Source organism: Ruminiclostridium cellobioparum DSM 1351 = ATCC 15832 (assembly GCF_000621505.1).
In the GTDB taxonomy this organism is placed as follows: domain Bacteria; phylum Bacillota; class Clostridia; order Acetivibrionales; family DSM-1351; genus Ruminiclostridium; species Ruminiclostridium cellobioparum.
The window spans coordinates 155766-178558 of the sequence record NZ_KK211292.1; the positions used below are offsets into that span (position 1 = coordinate 155766).

At 41.9% G+C, this 22793-nt stretch carries 6 protein-coding genes; all 6 read left to right on the forward strand.

Annotated features, from left to right (window positions below):
• The first annotated feature begins 24 nt into the window (after nt 1-24).
• The 6 genes from T344_RS0123475 to fabD all read left to right on the forward strand — a co-directional run bounded on the left by T344_RS0123475 (nt 25) and on the right by fabD (nt 22754).
• Complete coding sequence (locus T344_RS0123475; RefSeq protein WP_027630726.1) at nt 25-1323, forward strand: C45 family autoproteolytic acyltransferase/hydrolase; 1299 nt, start codon at nt 25-27, stop codon at nt 1321-1323.
• 63 nt (nt 1324-1386) lie between these two features.
• Nucleotides 1387-11259, forward strand: coding sequence for a non-ribosomal peptide synthetase (locus T344_RS0123480; protein ID WP_027630727.1), 9873 nt, complete (start codon nt 1387-1389; stop codon nt 11257-11259).
• Entirely contained in the window at nt 11252-14305 is a 3054-nt protein-coding gene (locus T344_RS0123485) for a type I polyketide synthase (protein ID WP_027630728.1), read from the forward strand. Before T344_RS0123480 ends, T344_RS0123485 begins: the two co-directional genes overlap by 8 nt.
• 11 nt (nt 14306-14316) lie before the next feature.
• On the forward strand, nt 14317-17760 hold the full coding sequence (locus T344_RS29170; RefSeq protein ID WP_051572198.1) for a non-ribosomal peptide synthetase: 3444 nt from the start codon (nt 14317-14319) through the stop codon (nt 17758-17760).
• 5 nt (nt 17761-17765) lie between these two features.
• Nucleotides 17766-21458, forward strand: a complete 3693-nt coding sequence (locus tag T344_RS0123495) for a type I polyketide synthase (RefSeq protein ID WP_027630729.1) — start codon at nt 17766-17768, stop codon at nt 21456-21458.
• A 39-nt stretch (nt 21459-21497) separates the two neighbouring features.
• Entirely contained in the window at nt 21498-22754 is a 1257-nt protein-coding gene (fabD, locus tag T344_RS0123500) for an ACP S-malonyltransferase (RefSeq protein ID WP_027630730.1), read from the forward strand.
• Nucleotides 22755-22793 lie beyond the last annotated feature (39 nt).

A 22793-nucleotide genomic window follows, 5' to 3' on the forward strand; every position in this document is an offset into this window, starting at 1 on the left:
AATTTAAATAAAGGGGCAGTAAAAATGCGAAAGTACTTATTGGCAGGTTGTTTGATATTATTATTATTGTTTCAGGCAGGGTGCGGCGAAGAGATACCTGTAATAGCCGGGGACGCAAGTTTTCAGGCGGAAGGGGTCAGTATAGTAAATGAAGGAAATTACTATAATGTTAAGATTGATTTTACCTGTGGGTTGACACATAAACAGTTAGGAGAAGCTTATGCAAAAGGGATTTTAAAAGTGGTGCCCAATTATGAATCTCTTGTTGATTCGTACATTGGAGAGAATCTCACAAGCTATGAAAATAAATATGCAATGTATAGAGTAGAGGATATCAAGCCCCAGGTAAACAAGGAGTATGCAGAAGAGATCGAAGGGATGGCTTCGGTTTTTTCGGGGGGAAGCCAAAATAATTTTAAAGATAATAAAATCTCAAAAGATGAGTTCTTTCTTTTTAACCTTTTTACCGATGCAGTCCGGGGCACTCAATGCAGTTATATTTCTGTATATGGTGACCGTTCTGACGATCATAGGAATATGGTTGCCAGAAATCTTGACTGGTACGGAGGGAGTGTAAACCAACTTCCAAAGATCCAGGCCTTCATTACTTATAAATACACGGATAAAAAAGTATATTCCATCGGCTATCTGGGATACATGGGCATACTGACAGGATTTAACGACCATAAAGTTTTTGCAGGAATTCTTGATTCAGGAACAAATGCTCCTTACTCTTCAGAGGGGCGGAGATCCTATCCGTTAGACCTTCGTTTTGCCTTGGAAAATACAAAAACCATGAAAGAAGCGGCAGAATTTATGCAGGACCCGACAAAACTCTATTCCTTTAATCACAATATTGGTTTTTCAGATCCGGATACCAGCATCATTTTAGAAAACAATTTCAGCGGAAACGGAACAAATGGACATAAGGTCAAACGTGCCATAAGAACAGAAGATTCCAAATTAAACAACAGTGTTTCATGGGAAATCAAGGATTCCATTGCCTCGGTCAATTCCTTTATTCTTTATGGTAATCATGATAACCACAGCAGCAACAAGTACAATACGAAAAGATGGAATAATATTAAAAAACAACTGCAGAACAAGGGGGCAACCGTATCCTTTGAAGAGCTAAAAGAGGTTGCCTGCTATGCTGATGGTTCACCCGGAACCTTTTCTGAAAGTGGAGATGTATATAATAAAATGACTCTCCAGATGGTTATTTTCCAACCGGACACTTTGAAGCTTGAAGTATTTTTCCGGCCAAAGAATATAAGAAAGAATCCTGGAAATCCGGTTTTTGAGAAAATAACAGTTTCCTGATAACAAGATTGTCAACTTACACTGAATAAAAAAGATGACTATGTTTTAATTAGGGGGGAGCAAATGAACAACTATAAAACATTAACCGAATTGTTCATTTCCAGAAAAAATGAGGAACAAAAGGGGATTACATTTATACTGGGTGACACCCAGGAGAAATATATTTCTTATAAAGAACTATATCATACATCTCTAAAACTTTTATATCACTTCCAAAAATTCGGATATAAAAAGGGCGATGAGGTCATCTTCCAAATTGATGACAATGAAAGGTTTATTTACTCTTTCTGGGCATGTATTCTTGGAGGGATGATTCCTGTGCCCGTCACAACGGGAAATAACGATGAGCATAAAATGAAATTGTTTAAAATCTGGGACATATTAAATAATCCCGGAATCATAGTGACAGCCGACTTTTTTGAAAAGCTGTGCGCGTATGCGGAAAAAAACAATATAAGTGATAAAATAGAGTGTATAAAAAGAAGTGCAGTTTTTGTGGAAGAGGTTATACAAACCGAGAATGATGGAGATATTTATCTTTCTCAATCCAATAATATTGCGTTTATTCAGTTCTCATCAGGTTCTACAGGGGATCCGAAAGGTGTTGTGATTACCCATGAAAATGTACTGGTAGACCTCAATGCCGTTATTCAATGGGATCATATTGAACCCAATGATATCGGATTAAACTGGATGCCGCTCACGCATGATATGGGGCTGATCGGTACTCATATAAAGGGTATGCTGGCATGTATGAACCAATACAACATCAATACAGCTCTTTTTATAAGACATCCTTCCTTATGGATTCAGAAGGCCAGTGAACATAAGGTAACAATCCTTTATTCTCCCAACTTTGGATACAAGCATTTTCTTAAATTCTATCATGCTGACGATAAAATAAACTGGGATTTATCAAATGTCAGGTTAATCTATAACGGAGCAGAACCCATTTCTTTGGATTTATGCAATGAATTTCTGGACAGTATGTCGGTCTATGGGCTTAAAAGAAATGCAATGCATCCAGTGTATGGCCTTGCGGAGGGTACAATTGCCGTTGCTTTCCCGGAACCAGGTGAAGATTTTAGATTCCATGTTTTAAACCGGAATCATCTCAAAGTGGGCGAAACTATCGCACAAACAAGCAAAGAAGATAAAGATGCAGTAATTTTTATGGATGAGGGTTATCCCATTTACAATTGCTATGTACGCATCTGTGATGAGGAAAATCATGATATTGGTGAAAATAAGATTGGGTATGTTCACATTTCGGGAGGAAATGTTACATCAGGATACTATAATAATAAAAAAGCAACCGAACAAACCATAACACCGGATGGGTGGCTAAATACCGGTGATTTGGGCTTTATGAAAGAAAAACGGCTCATCATAACCGGGCGGGCAAAGGATGTCATATTTGCTTCAGGGCAAAACTATTATTCTCATGACATTGAACGGATCGGAGAAGGTGTCGAGGGTGTTGAACTGGGGAAAATAGTTGCAGTTGGTGTATTCAACGAAAACCGCAAAGGTGACGACCTGGTCTTGTTTGTCCTGCATAAGCAAAAGCTTGAAAACTTTATTCCAATTGTTAACAGCTTAAAAAGAGTTGTAAGCGAGAAAATCGGCATTGAAGTTGCCCATGTCATTCAAGTGAAAAATATACCTAAAACCACAAGCGGGAAAGTCCAGCGCTATAAACTTCGGGATAGCTATATGCGGGGGGAGTTTGACCTAGTCAAACATGAGATAGAGCTCTTGCTTCAAGAAAATTTTGAAAAAAGAGAGTATGTACAGCCAAATAGCAATACTGAGAAAGAATTGGCTCAAATATGGAGTGATGTATTAAACATAAAACAAATTGGTATTTGTGATGATTTCTTTGCTTTGGGCGGGAATTCTTTGCATATCACACAAATCGTATCCAGAATCAGAGATTCCTTTGAAATTGAATTGGAACAGGGAGAGATTTTTGAAAACTCTGACATTGAGCATTTGGCAAAGAAAGTAGAGCTTTCTCTCAAGAACCGGCAAGGAAGGGTTGAACTGATAAAAAGTACTTCAGCAGGAAAAAATAGGCTGCCTCTTTCATTTGCACAACAGAGGCTTTGGTTTTTGGACCGCTTGAATTCAGAGAGCCCGCAATACAATCTGTATACCGGGTTAGTATTAAAAGGAAGCCTAAAAAAAGAAGTTATTTTAAAAAGCTTCAACGCTTTGATAAAACGACATCAGATTTTACAGGTATCTTTTACTGAAGAGAATGGACAGCCTGCTCAGGTGTTAAACAAGGATGCCCAAATGCCTATGGAATATGTTAACCTTTTTGATACTTCAGCGAACGAAAAAGAGTTAAAAGCATCAGACATTGCAAAGGAGTGGGTTTCGAAACCCTTCGACTTGGAAAAGGCTCCACTTTTAAGGGGCATGCTCATCCAAATGGATGAAGAGGAACACATACTTGTTTTAGCAGTACATCACATCATTTTTGATGGTTGGTCTTTTGGCATTCTTTTAAAAGAGCTTAATTTCTACTATGAAGCATTTCTGAATCATAAAGCAGAAGATTTACCTTTACCCGCTATTCAGTATGCAGATTTCGCACAGTGGCAGATTGAAAAGTTAAAAGAGGGGAGTCTAAAAAAACAAATTGAGTATTGGAAACAAAAACTCAGTGGAAAACTTCCCGTTTTAGACTTGCCGCTGGATAAACAAAGACCACCTGTCCAGACCTATCATGGAGCAAAATTCACCTGTACAATTTCGGGAGAATTAGTGAATAAGCTGCAGCTTTATGCCGGAAAAGAGAATGCAACTCTTTTTATGGTATTGCTTGCAGCATTTAAACTCATGCTTTACAGGTATTCGGGACAATTGGATATTGTGGTAGGTTCACCCATTGCCAACAGGAACAGGAAAGATCTGGAGGATTTAATGGGCTTCTTTACAAATAACATTGTTTTGCGTACTACATTCTCCAGTGAAATTAATTTTAGTGAGTTTTTAAGACTTATAAAAAAGGTGACTCTAGAAGCGTATAAAAACCAGGATGTTCCCTTTGAAAAGCTTGTAGAGGAGCTTCACACCGAACGTGATATGAGCAGAAACCCACTATTCCAGGTGTTATTCAGTTTGCAGAATTCTCCACTGCCGCGCATGGAGTTTTCTGAGCTCAGTGTTTCGAAAAAGGATCTGGATGCAGGTTATGCAAGATTTGATCTTGCCGTGGACATTCGTGAAGCAGGCGAAGGTATGATTGTAGATTTTGAATATAATACAGAGTTATTTAATGAAGACACGATCATCCGGATGTCTGGTCATTACAAACAATTATTGAAGAATATTTTAAAAAACCCCAAGGCCGGTCTGGATGATTTTGAAATGCTTACCATTGAGGAGAAAGATACACTCATCAATAGATGGAATGATACAAAAGAAGATTATTTCAGTAAGGGTCAGAGTTGGGTGGAATTATTCACCAAACAGGCGGAAGAAACACCCCAGGTGCTGGCGGTTGTGTGTGAGAAACAGCACTTGACTTACCGGGAGCTGGATAGTGAATCGAACCGATTGGCTCATTACCTGATTTCCAATGGAGTGGGAGCGGAAAGTATTGTAGGTATCTATATGGAGCGCTCGGTGAATATGCTTGTTGGGTTGCTGGGCATACATAAAGCCGGAGGGGCATACCTTCCCATGGATCCTGTCTTCCCGGGAGAACGGCTTGCGTTTATGTTGGAGGATGCAAAGGTAAATATCATACTGTCCGAAAGTAAGCTTGCAGACACTTTACCGCAGAGTGATGCCAGAGTCATCTGCCTTGATGCGGAAAAGGATACTATATCCCGGTTTAGTGCTGAAAAGCCAAATAGAAATTATGAAGGGCATCATTTGGCTTATTTAATATACACTTCCGGTTCTACCGGAAATCCTAAAGGTGTTCAGATTGAACAGCGTGCGCTGATTAATTTCCTTATCTCCATGGAGAAAAAGACCGGAATTTGTGCGAAAGATGCACTTTTAGCTGTTACGACACTTTCTTTTGATATTGCAGGACTTGAAATGTACCTGCCGCTGATTTGCGGTGCCAAAGTAGTCATTGCAAAGAGAGATGAAATCATTGATGGCAGCGCATTAATGAAGATTATAAATCAGCAGGATATTACCATAATGCAGGCTACACCTGCTACATGGAGACTTTTAATTGAAGCGGGATGGAACGGTAATCAAGACCTGACAGTATTATGCGGTGGAGAAGCCCTGCCCCGGGATTTGGCAAATCAGCTTCTGGATAGATGCCAGACCCTTTTGAATGTTTATGGTCCTACCGAAACAACCATATGGTCTACATTGGAACGTATTGATTCGAAAGATGGAGATATTTATATAGGTAAGCCCATCGCCAATACTCAGGTTTATGTGGTAGACAGGGCAATGAATCCTGTCCCCGTAGGAATACCCGGTGAATTGCTCATCGGCGGGGATGGACTGGCAAGAGGGTATTTAAATCTACCTGAATTAACGCGTGAAAAGTTTATTCCGGATATCTTCAGTGGGAAAAAGGGGGCTCGTCTATATAGGACGGGAGATTTGGTCAGGTTTACCCGGGATGGCAATATGGAGTTTGTGGGACGTATGGATAATCAGGTAAAAATCAGGGGATTCAGGATAGAATTAGGCGAAATTGAGACCTTGTTAAACCTCGACCCATCAATCAAAGAATGTGTGGTTGTTGCAAAAGAAGTGATTGCAGGTGAAAAAACACTGATTGCTTATATCATTCCTGTGTCGGAACAAGCTGAGGAGACCTTAAGCTCCGAGAACCTTCGTAAAAGCTTGAAAGAAAAGCTTCCTGATTATATGATACCGTCCAGCTTCATATTTTTAAATTCTTTCCCCATGACACCTAACGGGAAGATTGACAGAAAAGCACTCCCTATGCCTGAAAACATAAGGCCGCAATTATCAACCCAATATACAGCACCTTCCAATAAGACGGAAGATTCGATCACAAGGATTTGGCAGGAAGTTTTGCACCTGGAAAGGATAGGTGTTAACGACAATTTCTTTGATATGGGCGGACATTCTTTACTTTTGGCACAGGTTAGAAGCAAAATAAGTAATGCCATTCATAAAGAAGTATCTATAATGGACCTCTTCCGATACCCCACAATAAGTACCCTGGCCAGGTTTCTGCAGACTGGGAACCAACCTGAACCGAAAGGGAATTCCAACGGTCGGATTTCTGGTGAAAAGAAGGATACCGATATTGCAATCATCGGTTTGAGTGGAAGATTCCCGGGTGCAGCAAATATTCAAGAGTTTTGGGATAACCTGTGTAATGGGGTTGAATGCATTTCCCGTTTTACAGACGAACAGGTATTGGAAGAAGGGGTGGATCCGGAACTTTTAAAGAAGTCAGGCTATGTAAAGTCTTGGGGTATACTGAATGATGTGGATAAATTTGATGCAAACTTCTTTGGATACAATCCAAGAGAAGCCGAGATTTTGGATCCACAGCAGAGGATATTCCTGGAGGAATGCTGGAAAGCACTTGAAACGGCTGGTTATGACTCGGAGCGTTATCAGGGGAAGATTGGTGTATACGCAAGTGTGGGAATGAATCATTATATCCAAAACATTAAAGAAAGCCGTGGTTCTCAAGGTTTAGCCAGTGATTACCAGATTATGATCAGCAACGACAAGGATTTTCTGGCTACACGTGTCGCTTATAAAATGAATCTTGAAGGTCCGGGCATAACGGTGCAGACCGCTTGCTCATCTTCTCTTGTTGCTGTTCATCTGGCATGCCAGAGCTTATTCAATGGGGAGTGTGATATGGCTTTGGCGGGTGGTGTGAGTATCAGACTCCCTCAAAAGTCAGGCTACTTGTACCAGGAAGGGATGATTTTATCTCCGGATGGCCACTGCAGGGCTTTTGATGAGCAGGCAAAAGGGACCGTGGGTGGAAATGGAACGGGTGTGGTTGTTATGAAACGGCTTCAGGAAGCAATTGCGGATGGAGATGACATCAGCGCTGTTATCAAAGGTACAGCCATTAATAATGACGGGGCATTAAAAATAGGATATACTGCTCCCAGAATTGACGGCCAGGCCGGAGTAATTGCAGAAGCCCAGTTAAAGGCGGGTGTTGAGCCAGAAACCATTACCTATATTGAAGCACATGGTACGGGAACTCCATTAGGAGATCCTATTGAAATAGAAGCCTTGACCCAGGTGTTTAATCAAAGGACTGATAAAAAAGGCTTTTGTGCCATTGGATCGGTAAAAACCAATATCGGACACCTTGATGCAGCCGCAGGGGTAACGGGCTTAATTAAAACAGTATTATCGCTTCGCAATAAAAAGATACCGCAAAGCCTCAATTTCAAGAGCCCCAATCCAAAGATTCATTTCAAGGAAAGCCCGTTTTATGTAAATGAGTCTCTGACCGAGTGGAAAAACAGCCAGGGGCCTTTAAGAGCAGGGATCAGTTCATTCGGCATCGGTGGCACCAATGCCCATGCTGTGCTGGAAGAGGCTCCGGTAGTTTACAGTGATATAAATAATCATTCTGAGGTCTTATTGGTTTTCTCTGCAAAAAGTAACCAGGCTTTGGAAAGAATGACTGCTAATTTTGCAAACTTTTTGAAAGCAAATAAAGAGATTAATCTGGCTGATATGGCCTATACATTGCAGGTGGGACGAAGGGAATTTGAATTTAGAAGGTTTGTGGTATGTACATCGGTTGAGAATGCAATAGAGCTTTTGGAAAAGAATATAAATGACGCCAAAGCAGCAGATGCTGGAGCTTTAACCATTGAAGAGCCGGCTGAATATTCATTGGAACAGCTTGGAAACCTATGGACCACCGGAAATAAGATAAATTGGAGCAATCTTTATAAGGAAGAAAAGCGGAAAAGGGTAGCACTTCCAAACTACCCCTTTGATGGACAGTCTTATTGGGTTAAGAAGGATAAAACAGTTGATGCTGTGAAATCCCATAAAAATGAAGCCAAAAGAGCTGGGCTTTCTGAATGGTTCTATACGCCTGTTTGGAAGCAGTCCTTGAAAAATGGTGTCTATCCAAATACAAAGGATGGTACCGGGAAAGAAGTATTGCTGGTATTGACCGAGAAAAATATTTTTGCCCATGCTTTTATAAATAGACTAATAAAGGAATATACCGACACATTTGTAGCAGTCAAGGGAGAGCAATTCAATAAAACCGGAAGCAATCAATATGCAATCAATATTGACGATTATCAAGATTATGAGCGATTATTGAGGGAATTGTCCGCAATGGGTAAAACACCTGCAAAAGTGATTAACTTGCTTGGCTTAACAGAATACACAAATCCTGGCGCAGCAGAGCAGAGTATTCAGTGTGGGAAAAGTTTGTTCTATAGCATGATGCTCCTGGCACAAGCCATTGGAAGATGTGGAATGACAACTCCTGTACAAATAAAGGTAATCACAAACAATTCTCAAAGGGTGTTTAATGAAGGACCTCTATATCCTGAGAAGGCATTGCACCTTGGAGCTTGCAGGGTTATTCCCAGAGAGTATCCCAATATCCGGTGCAGCAGCATTGACTGTATCCTGCCTGAGATAGATTCTTTGGAGGCGCAGGAAGATTTAATAGAGCAGTTGATTACGGAAGTTACCATACAAACAGAAGAAGGGATTGTAGCTTACCGGGGCTTGAATCGTTGGACCCAGGAGTTTGAAAAAATGGAACTCGGGAAAGCTGCAAATCCATCTATAAAAATCAAACAGAATGGTGTTTATCTCATTACCGGCGGTTTGGGAGGCATAGGGCTTGTTTTGGCTGAGTTTCTCGCACGGGAGGCAAAGGCCAAATTAGTTCTGGCAGGCCGCTCCGAATTCCCGGATGTCGAGCAGTGGGAGCAGTGGATTACTGCCCACCATAAGAAAGATACCATATCAAGTAAAATAAAAAAATTAAAGCAATTACTGGCTATGGGTGCAGAAATCTATGTATGCCGGACAGATATTGCTGATTTGGAGCAGGTTCGCTCTTTACGTGAAAAGACAATAAACAGGTATGGGACGATTGATGGAGTGATACATGCAGCAGGAAACCCAGGTGGTGGAATGATTCAGCTCAAAAAGAAAGAGCATGCGGAGCAGATGCTTTTACCTAAGGTACAAGGTACACAGTTTCTTTATAAGACAATGAAAGAAGATAACCTTGACTTTATGATATTCTGTTCTTCATTAAATGCCATTACCGGCGGGTTCGGACAGTTGGATTACAGTGCAGCCAATGCTTTCCTGGACGCCTTTGCACAGGCCTATGACAGCAGGCGGGGCACCCGTCTGGTTTCTATAGACTGGGATAGATGGCCTGGAGTAGGAATGGCTGCTGGAACCGGATTGGGAATAGATTCAGAAGAAGAAATACACCCTCTCTTAGGAAAATGCATTTTGGAGCAGCCGGAAAAAGTGATTTACTCCCAGGAGCTATCTCCTGAAAAGGACTGGATATTATCAGAGCACCTTGTCTTAGGAATACCGACCATTGCCGGAACTGCATACCTGGAAATGGCCAGGGCTGCATTTGAGGATACAACAGGGGAAACAAATATTCAAATATCCGATGTCCTATTCTTAAGCCCTATGGCAGTAAGGCAAGGGGAGAAAAGGAAGGTTTACACCCTTTTAAATAAAAATGGAGAGGCTTATGATTTCCGTATTATCAGCCAGGAAAGCGGAGCACAGGAGGATAAGGAAAACTGGCTGGAACATGCCAGGGGGAAAATCAGCTGCCCTCCAGGTTTGGAGAGTCAAATATTTAACATCCGGGAGTTAATGGAAAAGTGCTCCGGGAAGACAGTGTACTCGTCGGAAGAACAGCAAAAGCTTTCAGAAGAATTCATCAGCTTTGGAAATCGGTGGAGAAATCTTAAGAAGTTCTCTCATGGTGAAACAGAAGGTTTCGTTGAACTTGGTCTGGCTGAGGAGTATATTTCCGACCTTCATAGCCACAAAATTCACCCGGCTATGCTGGATATGGCTACGGGTGCGGTAAGACTGGCGGCTGGAGGAAATTATCTGCCTTTTTCTTATGAAAAGATTGAAATAAAGGAGCCAATGCCTGAAAAGATTTATGGCTATATCCGATTTAAAAACGGCTGCCATTCATCCCAGGAAATCATCACCTGTGATATAGACATTTTAGGAGAAAACGGGCAACAGATTATCGGGATTAAAAATTTCTCAATGAAACTGATAGGTGAGGCAGCTGCTGCAAACATCAAGAGTAGGACTTCGGTGGGATTGCAGAAAAGTGAAACCGCGTTTATCGGAGAGTTGGCAGAGCAAGGGCTCCGCAGCAGGTCAGGAATACTGCATGAAGGTATTCTTCCTGCCGAAGGGCAGAAGGCATTCGGTAGTATCCTTCATGGCTGCTTCAGACCTCAAATCATCGTTTCAACGAAAGACATTATGGCTGCTATTGAGCAAGCCAACTATTTTGAACAATCCGGTATCAAAGATACCCTTGAAGAGGCTGCAGCTTCAAAAGAAAGACATCCCAGGCCGGAACTGGAAAACGAATATGTGCCTCCTAAAAGTGATACAGAAAAGAAACTGGCGGAACTTTGGCAGGACGTTTTGGGGATTGATAAAGTAGGAATTCTGGATGACTTTTTTGCATTAGGTGGAGATTCCCTGCTGTTAATACAGTTCCATACCAAATTGAAAGAAAAGTTTGAAACAGATATTGCTGTGGTCGACCTGTACAAATATAATACCGTCGCATCACTGGCAGGCTATTTAAAAAATGATAATAAGGAAGAGTCTCAGCCGGTTTTTGAAGAAGTCAACAGCAGGGTTAACAAACAGCTGGAATTGATGAAACAGAGAAGACAGCGCATGCAAACAAGAAAAGGGGTGGAATTTGGTGAGTAATTTTGATGAAAGTAATGGAATAGGGGCAATTGCCATTATCGGAATGGGTGGACGCTTCCCCGGGGCAGCGGATATGGAGGAATTTTGGCAAAACCTTTACAATGGAGTAGAATCTGTCAAGTTTTTTAACCGTGAAGAGTTGTTAAAAATGGGTATAGATGAGAATTTATTGGATAATCCGAGATTTGTAGCAGCAGATGCTATTTTGGACGGAATGGATTTATTTGATGCCTCTTTCTTTGACTATTCTGCCAGAGAGGCTGAAATCATGGATCCACAGCACCGTCTGTATCTGGAGACCGCATGGGAGGTACTGGAAAGTGCCGGGTATAATTCAGAGCTTTATACTGGGAGAGTGGCTGTCTATGGCAGTGCAAACTTAAGCGGCTACATGATACGAAATCTATACTCCAATCCTGGATTGGCAGACACAGTGGGATCATTTAAAATCATGCTGGCAAACGGGCAGGATTTTTTGGCTACAAAGGTATCCTACAAAATGAACCTGACAGGACCCAGCGTGAATGTAAATACCCTTTGTTCCTCATCTCTGGTGGCTGTCCATGATGCATGCCAAAATCTTATGAATTTTGGGTGTGATCTTGCATTAGCGGGGGGAGTGAGCTTCCAGGTTTCAAGAAATGAAGCCTTTTTCTACCAGGAAGGAGGAATCGGCTCTTCCGATGGTCATTGCCGTGCTTATGATTCCAAAGCAAACGGAACAGTCAGCGGAAGCGGTCTTGCAATTGTTGCATTAAAAAGACTGGAAGATGCCATTGCAGATGGAGACCATATTCATGCAGTTATTAAGGGGACAGGTATCAATAATGACGGTTCTCAAAAGAACAGTTATACAGCTCCGAATGTTGACGGGCAGGCAGAGTGTATTGCGGAAGCTATTGCAATGTCGGGTGTAAATCCCGAAACCATTACCTATATAGATGGTCACGGCACAGGTACAGACCTTGGAGACCCCATCGAAATTGCTGCCTTAACAAAAGCTTTTCGTGCGTATACAAAGAAAAAACAATTTTGTGCCATTGGCTCTGTAAAAACCAATATTGGACATCTTGTAAATGCCGGTGGTTTGGCAAGTGTGGTGAAAACAGTGCTTTCCATGCAAAATAAAGTGATTCCCCCAAGCCTTAATTTTGAAGCGCCAAATCCCAAAATCGATTTTGAGAACAGCCCGTTTTATGTGAATACAAGATTATCCGATTGGAAAACAGATGGGTTCCCATTAAGAGCAGGGGTTAGTTCTTTCGGAATAGGTGGGACGAATACCCACGTGATTTTGGAGGAATCACCTCAGGTGGAATCATCCCAGGTTTCAAAGAGACCGTGGCAGATTATTTCCTTATCAGCCAAGACAGGTACGGCATTGGAAAAGATGACTGGCAATCTTATCCGTTTTGCTAGGAACAATCCAGATACAAATCTTGCAGATGTTGCGTTTACACTGCATCTTGGAAGAAGGAATTTTAATCACCGCAGAGTTTTGATCTGCAGGGACATGAATGATTTGACAGACAAATTTGAAAATATGTCACCTGTAAGTGTTTTTACATACTTCCAGAAACCTAAAGTTCAGCCAGTTGTGTTCATGTTCCCGGGAGAAGGGGAATATGTCAATATGGGTGCAGAGCTATACAAAACAGAAAATAATTTTAGGAATACAGTGGACCGGTGCTGTGAAATTCTGCAATCTCAAACAGGTAAGGATGCACAGAGTGTTCTTTACCCAACTGAATCGGATAAAGAACGGTCAGCAATACAAATATCCGATGCCGGAACAGGGAGAGGAATTCTCTTTGCTGTTGAATATGCCCTGGCTCAGTTATGGATGAAGTGGGGTATTAAGCCTGGCTGTATGATTGGCGAGGGTATTGGCGAGGTAGTTGCTGCCTGCCTGTCCGGAGTACTATCCCTTGAAGATGCCTTGAAACTGGCTGTTTCAGAAGATAGCAGCCTTCCGGAAACAGTATCCAGGATAAGTAATGGTAAAGTGGACATACCCTTTATCTCTTGTGTAACCGGAGGTTGGATTACAGATACCGAGCTTGGAAGCCCTGATTACTGGATACGTCAAAGAGGTTCTTTCCGGTTTGGCGACGGCTTAAATGAAATAATGAAAGACGCTGACCAAATTCTACTGGAGATTGGACCTGGAAACAAGCTGACCATTGAGGCAGAAAAGTATAAAAATGAGGGTGTTCAACAGGCCATCCTATATTCAATGCCTGGTAAGGGTGAAGGAACTTCCGATTGTGAAGCCTTATTCAAATGCTTGGGAATGTTCTGGAATGTGGGAGGAAGAGTGGATTGGAATCAATTCTATGTTGAAGAAAAACGCCACCGTATTCCATTGCCTACCTATCCTTTTGAGAGACAGCGCTATTGGATAGAGCCAGGAAAACGGGGTGTGTCAAAACCTGATGTATTGATTTCCAGGAAAGAGGATATTACCAGCAGTATTACTGACTCAGAGTTTAAGGAAGCAAGTATTACCATCACATTAAAGCTGGATGAGCAAAACCGGACAAACAGCAATGAAGAACGCAAGAAACAGTTAGAGGAATTTTTAGCTTTGAAGGAACGCTTGGAAGAGCTAAGTAAGGAAGTAAACGGTAGCTGCACCAGAATAGATGTGTCTCCTTTAGGACTAAAGACCAATGGAGGTGAAGGGCAATTTGGCTTTGAAAGTAATGAAAAGCTGAAAAAAAGGCCGCGTCCTGATTTGGAGTCAGCTTATGTGGCACCTGCCAATGAAGTAGAAAGTGCCATTATCGAAAAGTGGCAGGAGGTCCTTGGTTTTGACAGGATTGGGATCCATGACGACTTTTTTGAACTGGGCGGACACTCATTGATAGCAGCTGCAGTTGCGACAGACCTCAGCAAGAAATTTGATGTCCAAATCCCTATGAGAAAATTATTTGAAACTACAACAGCAGCAGGCATTGCACAATTGATTGAGACGTTCCGCTGGGCAACGGAAGGTGTAAAAGAGGCAGCATCCAGTGAAGAACTTGAAGGTGGAACCATTTGACGGAGGGAAATATGTCTATTATTGATTTTTTAACGAAGTTGAGAAAACTCGATATAAGACTCTGGTTGGAAAATGATGCACTCCAGTATCAGGCACCCAAAGGGGTAGTAACAAAGGAACTGCTTCTCGAAATTAAAGACAGAAAAGATGATATCCTAAGCTTTTTAAGACAGGTGAATATGGAGGCACGTACAAACAGAGAACCTATTCCAAGGACCTCAAAAGAGGACGGACAGGGAATACCTCTGTCTTTCTTCCAGCAGTCCATGTGGTTCTTCAGTCAGCTTACAAAGGCAAACCCTGTATTCAATATTTCCAATGCAGTAAAAATGAGCGGAACGCTTCACAAAGAGATTCTTATTCAGTCTTTAAAGGAAGTAATTGCAAGACATGAATCGTTAAGGACGACTTTTAAGAATGTTGACGGAAGACCGGTTCAAATTATAAACCCATCAGTTGAAGTGACCTTGCCTGAGATGGACTTGCGTCATATTCCGCAGGAGGAACTGGGACAATACCTTAAAAAACGCTTAAAAGAAGAAGCAAGATTTATTTTTAACCTTGAAAAAGGACCATTATTCCGATTTTGCCTTTTTGTCACAGGAGAAAATGAATACGTATTTTCCATGATTATTCATCATATTATTTCGGATGCCTGGTCTAATGCTATTTTTGTGGGGGAGTTCTTCAAGCTCTATGAGGCATTTTTAAAAGGAGAGGATTTGAAGCTTCCGGAGCTGCCTATTCAATATACTGACTTTTCTGTTTGGGAAAGAAACCGGCTTCAGGGTGAAACCCTGGAGGAATTACTGGGTTACTGGAGAAAGCAGCTGGTAAATCCAACAACCATACAGCTTCCTACCGATTACCCAAGACCTAAAAGCCAGACCTATGAGGGAGGCTTTGAACCTTTTTCGGTGTCAGGGCCTTTGACAGAAAGACTGAAAGCCATTTGCAACAAGGAAGGCACTACTCTCTTTATGATTATTCTTGCGGCATTTCAGACGTTACTTTACCGTTATTCAAATCAAACAGATATCTTCACGGGTACTGTCGTTGCCAATAGGAACAGGAAAGAAGTAGAGGGTCTGGTCGGGTTTTTCATGAATACCCTTGTCCTTCGTTCCGATTTTGAGGGAAATCCCAGTTTCATTGAGGTTTTACGCAAGATTAAGAACATGACACTGGATGCCTATACATACCAGGAATTGCCCTTTGACAAGCTCCTTGAAGAATTGAAACCTGAACGTGATGTCAGCAGGACTCCACTATTTCAAACCATGTTAATATTCCACAATACACAAAAAGTTGAGTTGGAGCTGCCAGGTTTAAAAATAAATCAAATTGATGTGGAAAGTGGTATGGCTCCCTTTGATTTAAGGCTGCAGCTGGCTGAATCAGAAGATGGAATCAAAGGTGGATTTGATTATAATTCAGCTCTCTTTAAGAATTCAACCATAAAAAGATTAGGCGTTCATTTATTGAATATTCTTGAAGTAATATCCATGGTACCTGAAGAAAAAGTGTCAGATATTGTCCTGCTGACCCAGGAAGAACAAAATCAGATTTTATTGGAGTTCAATCATACGGAAGCGGATTATCCGGGGGATAGAGTGATCCATGAATTTTTTGAGGAAAATGCTTCCAATTACCCTGAGCGCGTAGCTGCAATATTTGGAAACCAACATCTGACATACCTTGAACTGAATGAGAAATCGAACCAGCTGGCAAGGCTGCTTCGCAGAAACGGCGTTCAAAAGGATAGTATCATTGGAATTATGCTGGAACGTTCCTTGGAGATGATTATCGGTATAATGGCTGTAGAAAAAGCAGGAGGAGCATACCTGCCTGTCGATCCACACTATCCCAGGGATAGAATCAATTATATTTTAGAGGACAGCGGAGTAACCCTGTTGCTTTCTCATAGAAAATTCAGTTCAATCGAAGTGAATGAAAATATACATAGGATATTTCTGGAAGATGCTTCCCTATATGAAGGAGACAGCTCCAATTTGCCGGGGCTTGCCGGACCCGGGAACCTGGCTTATATCATCTATACCTCCGGTTCTACCGGAAAACCCAAGGGGACACTCATTGAGCATCACTCTTTGGTAAACAGGCTCCACTGGATGCAAAAAAGATATCCTATAGGACCAGAGGACATTATCTTGCAGAAAACACCATTTACTTTTGATGTCTCTCTGTGGGAGCTGTTTTGGTGGTCCATGCAGGGAGCAAAGGTATGTTTCCTTGAGCCAGGTGCAGAAAAGGATCCCGGAATGCTTGTCAATGCCATTGAAAAGAACCGCATTACAGTGATGCACTTTGTACCTTCCATGTTGAATTCATTTTTAGAATATATCAATGATACAGGGAAAGTTGAGAGAATTGCAAGCTTAAAACAGGTTTTTGCCAGCGGTGAGGCTTTGGCACCTTCACATGTCAGACTTTTTAAACGCCTGCTGGAGAAGAATGGTACCCAATTGGCAAACCTCTATGGTCCGACCGAAGCAACCGTAGATGTGTCCTATTTTGACTGTATTACAAAAGAAGATCTGGATAGTATTCCTATTGGAAAGCCAATTGACAATATCAAGCTGTATATCATGGATAAAAAAATGCACCCTCAACCGATCGGAGTAGCCGGAGAGTTATGTATTGCAGGAGTAGGTTTGGCAAGAGGCTATCTAAACCTCCCCGAACTGACTGATGAGAAATTTGTTCCAAATACTCTGGAGCCTGGGCAAAAACTGTACCGTACCGGTGACTTGGCAAAATGGAGGGAAGACGGCAATATCGAATATCTTGGAAGAATGGACTTTCAGGTCAAAATCAGGGGACTTCGGATTGAACTGGGAGAGATTGAAAGAGTACTTCAAGAACATCCCGCTGTCAGGGAAAGCATTGTGACTGCCTGGGAAAAACAGCCTGGCAATATGCATCTGGTGGGATATGTTGTGCATGAAAAAGGGATGGATGTAGAATCTGGAGAGCTTCAAGCCTTCCTTGAAAAGGCACTGCCTGAATATATGGTGCCCCGTATTTATGTTTTCCTTGATACCATGCCGTTATCAGCAAATGGAAAAGTAGATCGTAAAGCACTGCCGGTACCTGTATTGGATAGCAAAACCGATTTTGTGGCCCCTCGAAATGAGGTGGAAAACATTCTGACAAATATATGGAAGGATGAGCTGGGAATTGAAAATGTGGGTGTAAATGATAACTTCTTTGAAATCGGTGGTCACTCACTGCTTTTAACAAGGGTTCACAGCCGTTTGAACAAGCAGTTTCAACGGGAGTTTTCCTTAATTGATTTATTTACCCACTCTACAATTAGTGCCCTTGCCAAATATGTCGCAGCAGATAATGGAGAAGAAACCTTCCTTATGAATAATGACAGGCTACAGAAACAAAAAGAAGCAAAAAGAATGAGAAAACAAATGTTCAGGAGGTAGAAAAAATGGCTGATACACCTATACAAGACGCTCTGGAGGGAGTAGCCATTATCGGAATGTCGGGGCGTTTTCCGGGAGCCAAAAATATAAATGAATTTTGGGAAAGGCTAAAAGGCGGTAAGGAATGCATTACCTATTTTTCAAAGGAGGATGCAAGAGCTTGCGGGATTGATGAGGAAAGTATTAATGATCCCAACTATGTTTTTGCAGGAGGTATCCTGGAAGATATTGAGCTTTTTGATGCAGGCTTTTTCAGTCTAAACCCCAAAGAAGCAGAAAACCTTGATCCTCAGCAAAGGCTCTTTTTGGAATGCTCTTATGAAGCATTGGAAGATGCGGGTTACTCCTGTAATCAATATGATTACCCTATCGGTGTTTACGCGGGCAGTAATATGAGTTATTACTTTCTTTACCACCTCTTTAACAAGCTGGGGGTAAAGGATGATCTGGCTATTGCGGTAGGTAACGACAAAGACTATATGGCTACCAGGGCATCCTATGAATTCAACTTAAAAGGGCCCAGCATCAATATTCAAACAGCCTGTTCAACTTCTATGACTGCGGTTGCGATGGCTTATGAAGGATTACTGAACTATCACTGCGATATGGCTGTTGCAGGAGGAGCCGGAATAAAACTGCCTCAGAAATCAGGATATTTGTATCAGACGGGTTTTATCGGCTCGCCGGATGGGCATACTCGACCCTTTGATGCAGATGCCTATGGAACGGTTTTTACCAGTGCAGTTGGTGTTGTTCTTTTAAAGCGTGTGGAAGATGCCCTGCGGGACGGAGATCACATTTATGCAGTGATTAAGGGAATGGCTGTCAATAATGACGGTTCTACAAAGGTTGGTTTTACTGCACCCAGCAGGGAAGGAGAAGCGGAGGTAATCGCAGCAGCCCAAAATCTTGCCGGGGTTCATCCGGAAGATATCAGTTATATCGAAGCCCATGGGACAGGTACGGCTTTAGGGGATCCGATTGAAATATCGGCACTTACCAAGGTGTTTGAACAATTTACAAACAAAAAGTCTTATTGTGCCATTGGTTCGGTAAAAAGCAATATTGGACATGCTATTTCAGGTGCGGGTATTTCTGGAATGATTAAAACTGTACTGGCTTTAAAACATAAGCAGATACCTCCCAGCATTAATTTCTCAATACCAAACCCCAAGATTGACTTTGAAAATAGTCCTTTCTATATCAATACCAGGCTCTGTGACTGGGAAACAGGTGAAAAGCCAAGAACCGCAGGAGTCAGTTCTTTTGGATTTGGCGGTACCAACGTCCATGCTGTAGTAGAAGAAGCACTTCCCATGGAAGTATTGCCTTCCTCAAGGGAGTGGCAGCTGATAACCTTATCTGCCAAGGCTCCGGAGGCATTGGAACAGATGTGCCTGAACCTTTCACAACACTTTAGGGAAAATCCAACCGTACATCTTTCGGATGCCGTTTATACCCTCCATGTTGGTAGAAAAGAGTTTGAATACAGGCGTGCAATCCTGTGCAGGGATCTGGAGGATGCAGTTCGCCTTTTGGAAGCCAAGGAGGATGAAAGAGTTTTCTCCGGTGCAGCAAAAAGTACGCAGAAAGAAAACAGTACTGCCAATCATCTGATAGGAAGCAGTTCCCTGGCTTCTAAAGAAGTTTTGGCTTCCATCGGTAAGCTTTGGGTTGAAGGTGTGCCCGTTGACTGGAAAACTTTCCACAGTGATGAAAAAAGGCATAGAACGCCGCTGCCTACTTACCCCTTCCAGAGGAAGAGATATTGGGTAGAGCAATATAATAGCAAGGAATTAATGAAAAAGAACAGTATTTCATCCTCAAAAAAATCCGATTTTAATGATTGGCTTTACTTCCCTTCCTGGAAGAGAGCGGCCAATGTTCCTTTTGTCAGCAGCAAACTGGAGAAGGACGGTACTTGGCTTGTTTTCGAAGATGAAACGGGCTTAAGCGAAAATATCGTCAGGACGTTAAAAGAAGAAGGTGTTCAGCTTGTGACTGTCTCTAAAGGGCATCAATACCGCAAGATGAATCAAGGCGCCTATACCATAAATCCTAAGACCAAAGAACATTACGTATCACTGGTAAAGGATGTGTTTAAAGGGAATAAACCAGGCAGCATTCTTCATCTTTGGAATGTAACAGAAGAGGAGCTTGGATGTCCAATGCTGGAGTTTTCTGAGGAATGCTTAAGTCATGGCTTTCACAGCCTGCTTTGTCTTGCACAGGCATTGGGAGAAACTATCATTGACCATAATGTAAAAATTGCTGTTGTTTCAAATAATATGCAGGTCATTTCAGATGAAAAGGTCTGTTATCCTGCAAAGGCAGTAATCACCGGACCTTGTAAGGTTATTCCGATGGAGTATAGCAATATTTTTTGCCAAAGCATCGATTTAGTTTTAAAAGGCATCGGAAGGAATGAAAAAAGCAGATTTGCAAAAGCAATTCTAGCTGAAATATCGGCAGAGGAGCCTCAAACTACTATTGCACTGAGGGGAAATCATCGATGGCTGCCAACCATGGAATGTACCACCCTTGAAAGTATGAAGGAAAGAAACTGGGTGAAAGAAGGAGGTACTTATCTAATCACTGGAGGCCTGGGAGGGATAGGACTTGTTGCAGCTCTTCGTATGGCAAAGGAGGCAAAGGTTAATCTGATTCTTACCAGAAGGTCTGCTTTCCCTGAAAAAGATCAGTGGCAGGAATGGCTTGATACACACCCTGCCCAAGATACTGCCGGCGATATCATAAAGCAAGTAAAAGCACTGGAAGCACTGGGGTCTGAGGTCATGGCAATCCAGGCTGATACTTCTGACCTGGAGCAGATGCGTGAAGTGGTTCGACAGGCAAAATCCAGATTTGGCGCCATTCACGGAGTCATTCATGCAGCAGGAATTTCTGATAACGGGCTGATTCAGGAAAAACAAGCAGAAGCTGCAGACAAAGTGTTTGCACCCAAGGTTGCAGGTACATTGATAATCGATGAATTATTTAAGGACGAGGATTTAGATTTTATGGCGTTGTTTTCATCCAGCAGTTCCATTCTGGGAGAGGCAGGCTTTGTAGATTACTGTGGTGCCAATGCAGTTTTGGATGCTTATGCGCATTACAGAAGTCAAATGTCAAACACTTTTACCGTATCGGTTAACTGGGATGAATGGGACGAAGTAGGAATGGCGGTGAAAACCGGATCCAGAAGCAAAAGGCAGAAAATAACCGTTCACGAGGGACTCACATTATTAGAAAGGATCATAGCATCCAAGGCCCTGGCTCAGGTTGCAGTAGTACCCGATGATTTTATGGGAAGGCTTCAAGAAATTGAGGAATTCAGAATGTCATCCGTAAGAGGAAATAGCGGTGCTGCGAAGGTCACGAACCAGTCAAATAACAGACCGAATTTGGATGTGCCTTATACGGCTCCTCAAAATGAACTGGAAGAAGTGATAGCGGGAATATGGCAGGAGCAGCTGGGTGTTTATCCTGTGGGTATTCACGACGACTTCTTTGAATTAGGAGGACATTCACTCCTGGCCACTTCATTAATTACAATTCTTCGAAAGAAGTTCCATAGAAATGTGAATCTGCAAAGCTTTTTTGAACAGTCAACTGTCGCACAGTTGGCAAAGATACTGGGAGACAGTGATGAGGATTCAAATGAACTGGAAGAAGAATTTGACGAAGGAGCTTTATAAATAAAACAAATAATTTTAAATATTGGAGGTTGATTTGATATGAATAAAGTTGCATTGTTATTCCCCGGTCAGGGCTCTCAATACGTTGGAATGGGAAAGGTGCTTTATGAGTCCTTTCCGGAAGCAAGAGAAACCTTTGAAGAAGCCAATAATGCCTTAGGCTTTGACCTGAAAAAACTATGCTTTGAAGGTGATATGGAAGAGCTTATAAAAACGGAAAATACACAGCCTGCTATTTTAACAGCAAGTATGGCAGCCTTCAGAGTATATATGAAAGAAATTGGTATTGAGCCTGCATATGCGGCTGGGCATAGTCTGGGTGAGTTTTCGGCATTGTGCTGTGCAGGAGCAATAAAATTTACGGATGCGGTCAAAATCGTAAGACAAAGAGGCAAATTCATGCAGCAGGCTGTAGCAGTCGGAGTAGGCGGTATGGCTGCTGTCAGTGGGGTCAGCCAAAGTACAATTGATGAAGAATGCAGCAATGTCTCAAAGAATGGAAAGCTGATTGTGGTGTCCAATTATAATTCTCCCGAGCAGATTGTTATTTCAGGGCATTTGGAAGCTGTAGAAGAAGCAGGTGCAAAACTAAAAGCTTCAGGTGCAAGAGTGATTCCGCTAAAGGTAAGCGCACCCTTCCACAGTCCTTTAATGCAGCCTGCTGCAGACTTGCTGAACGGGGAATTGTGCAAATATAGCTACTTTGACTTGAGTTACCCTGTTTTATCCAATGTTACTGCTCTATCTTACCAGGGAAAAGAAAGTATTATTGAAAATTTAACAAAACAGATGGTACAGCCTGTCAGATGGCAAGCTTCCATGCAATATCTGCAAAATGAAGGGGTGGATCTGGCAATTGAACTGGGACCGCAGACAGTTCTTAGAAATCTCATGAAGAAGAATGCTCCACAAATCAAAACCTATTCTTACGACAATGCTGCAGACATACAAGCAGTAAAGAGGAAGCTTTTAAGTGGTGAACAGGATATCAGTAACGGGATGGAAGTCATTACAAAATGCATTGCTGCAGCAATTTGTACCAAGAACAGTAACTGGGATGAACAAGCTTATCAAAAGGGAGTTGTAGAGCCTTATAGAAAGATTAAAAACCTGAAGGAGGAAATATTAAAAGAGAATAGACAGCCTAGCATTGAAGAGGTTGGACAAGCCTTGGATATGTTAAAGAGTGTACTCTTAACAAAGATGGTTTCGAAGGAAAAACAAATCGAATATATAGGCCAGATACTGGGAGAAACAAAATTCAAGGAAATATTCAAGAATCCTGAAGTGGGATGATTATATAAAGAAGGGTATTTGGGTTTAGTCATTTGTCTT

Coding starts and splice junctions, on each gene's coding strand:
- T344_RS0123475 (WP_027630726.1), top strand. CDS start 25: ATGCGAAAGTACTTATTGGCAGGTTGTTTGATATTATTATTATTGTTT.
- T344_RS0123495 (WP_027630729.1), top strand. CDS start 17,766: ATGGCTGATACACCTATACAAGACGCTCTGGAGGGAGTAGCCATTATC.
- T344_RS0123480 (WP_027630727.1), top strand. CDS start 1,387: ATGAACAACTATAAAACATTAACCGAATTGTTCATTTCCAGAAAAAAT.
- T344_RS29170 (WP_051572198.1), top strand. CDS start 14,317: ATGTCTATTATTGATTTTTTAACGAAGTTGAGAAAACTCGATATAAGA.
- fabD (WP_027630730.1), top strand. CDS start 21,498: ATGAATAAAGTTGCATTGTTATTCCCCGGTCAGGGCTCTCAATACGTT.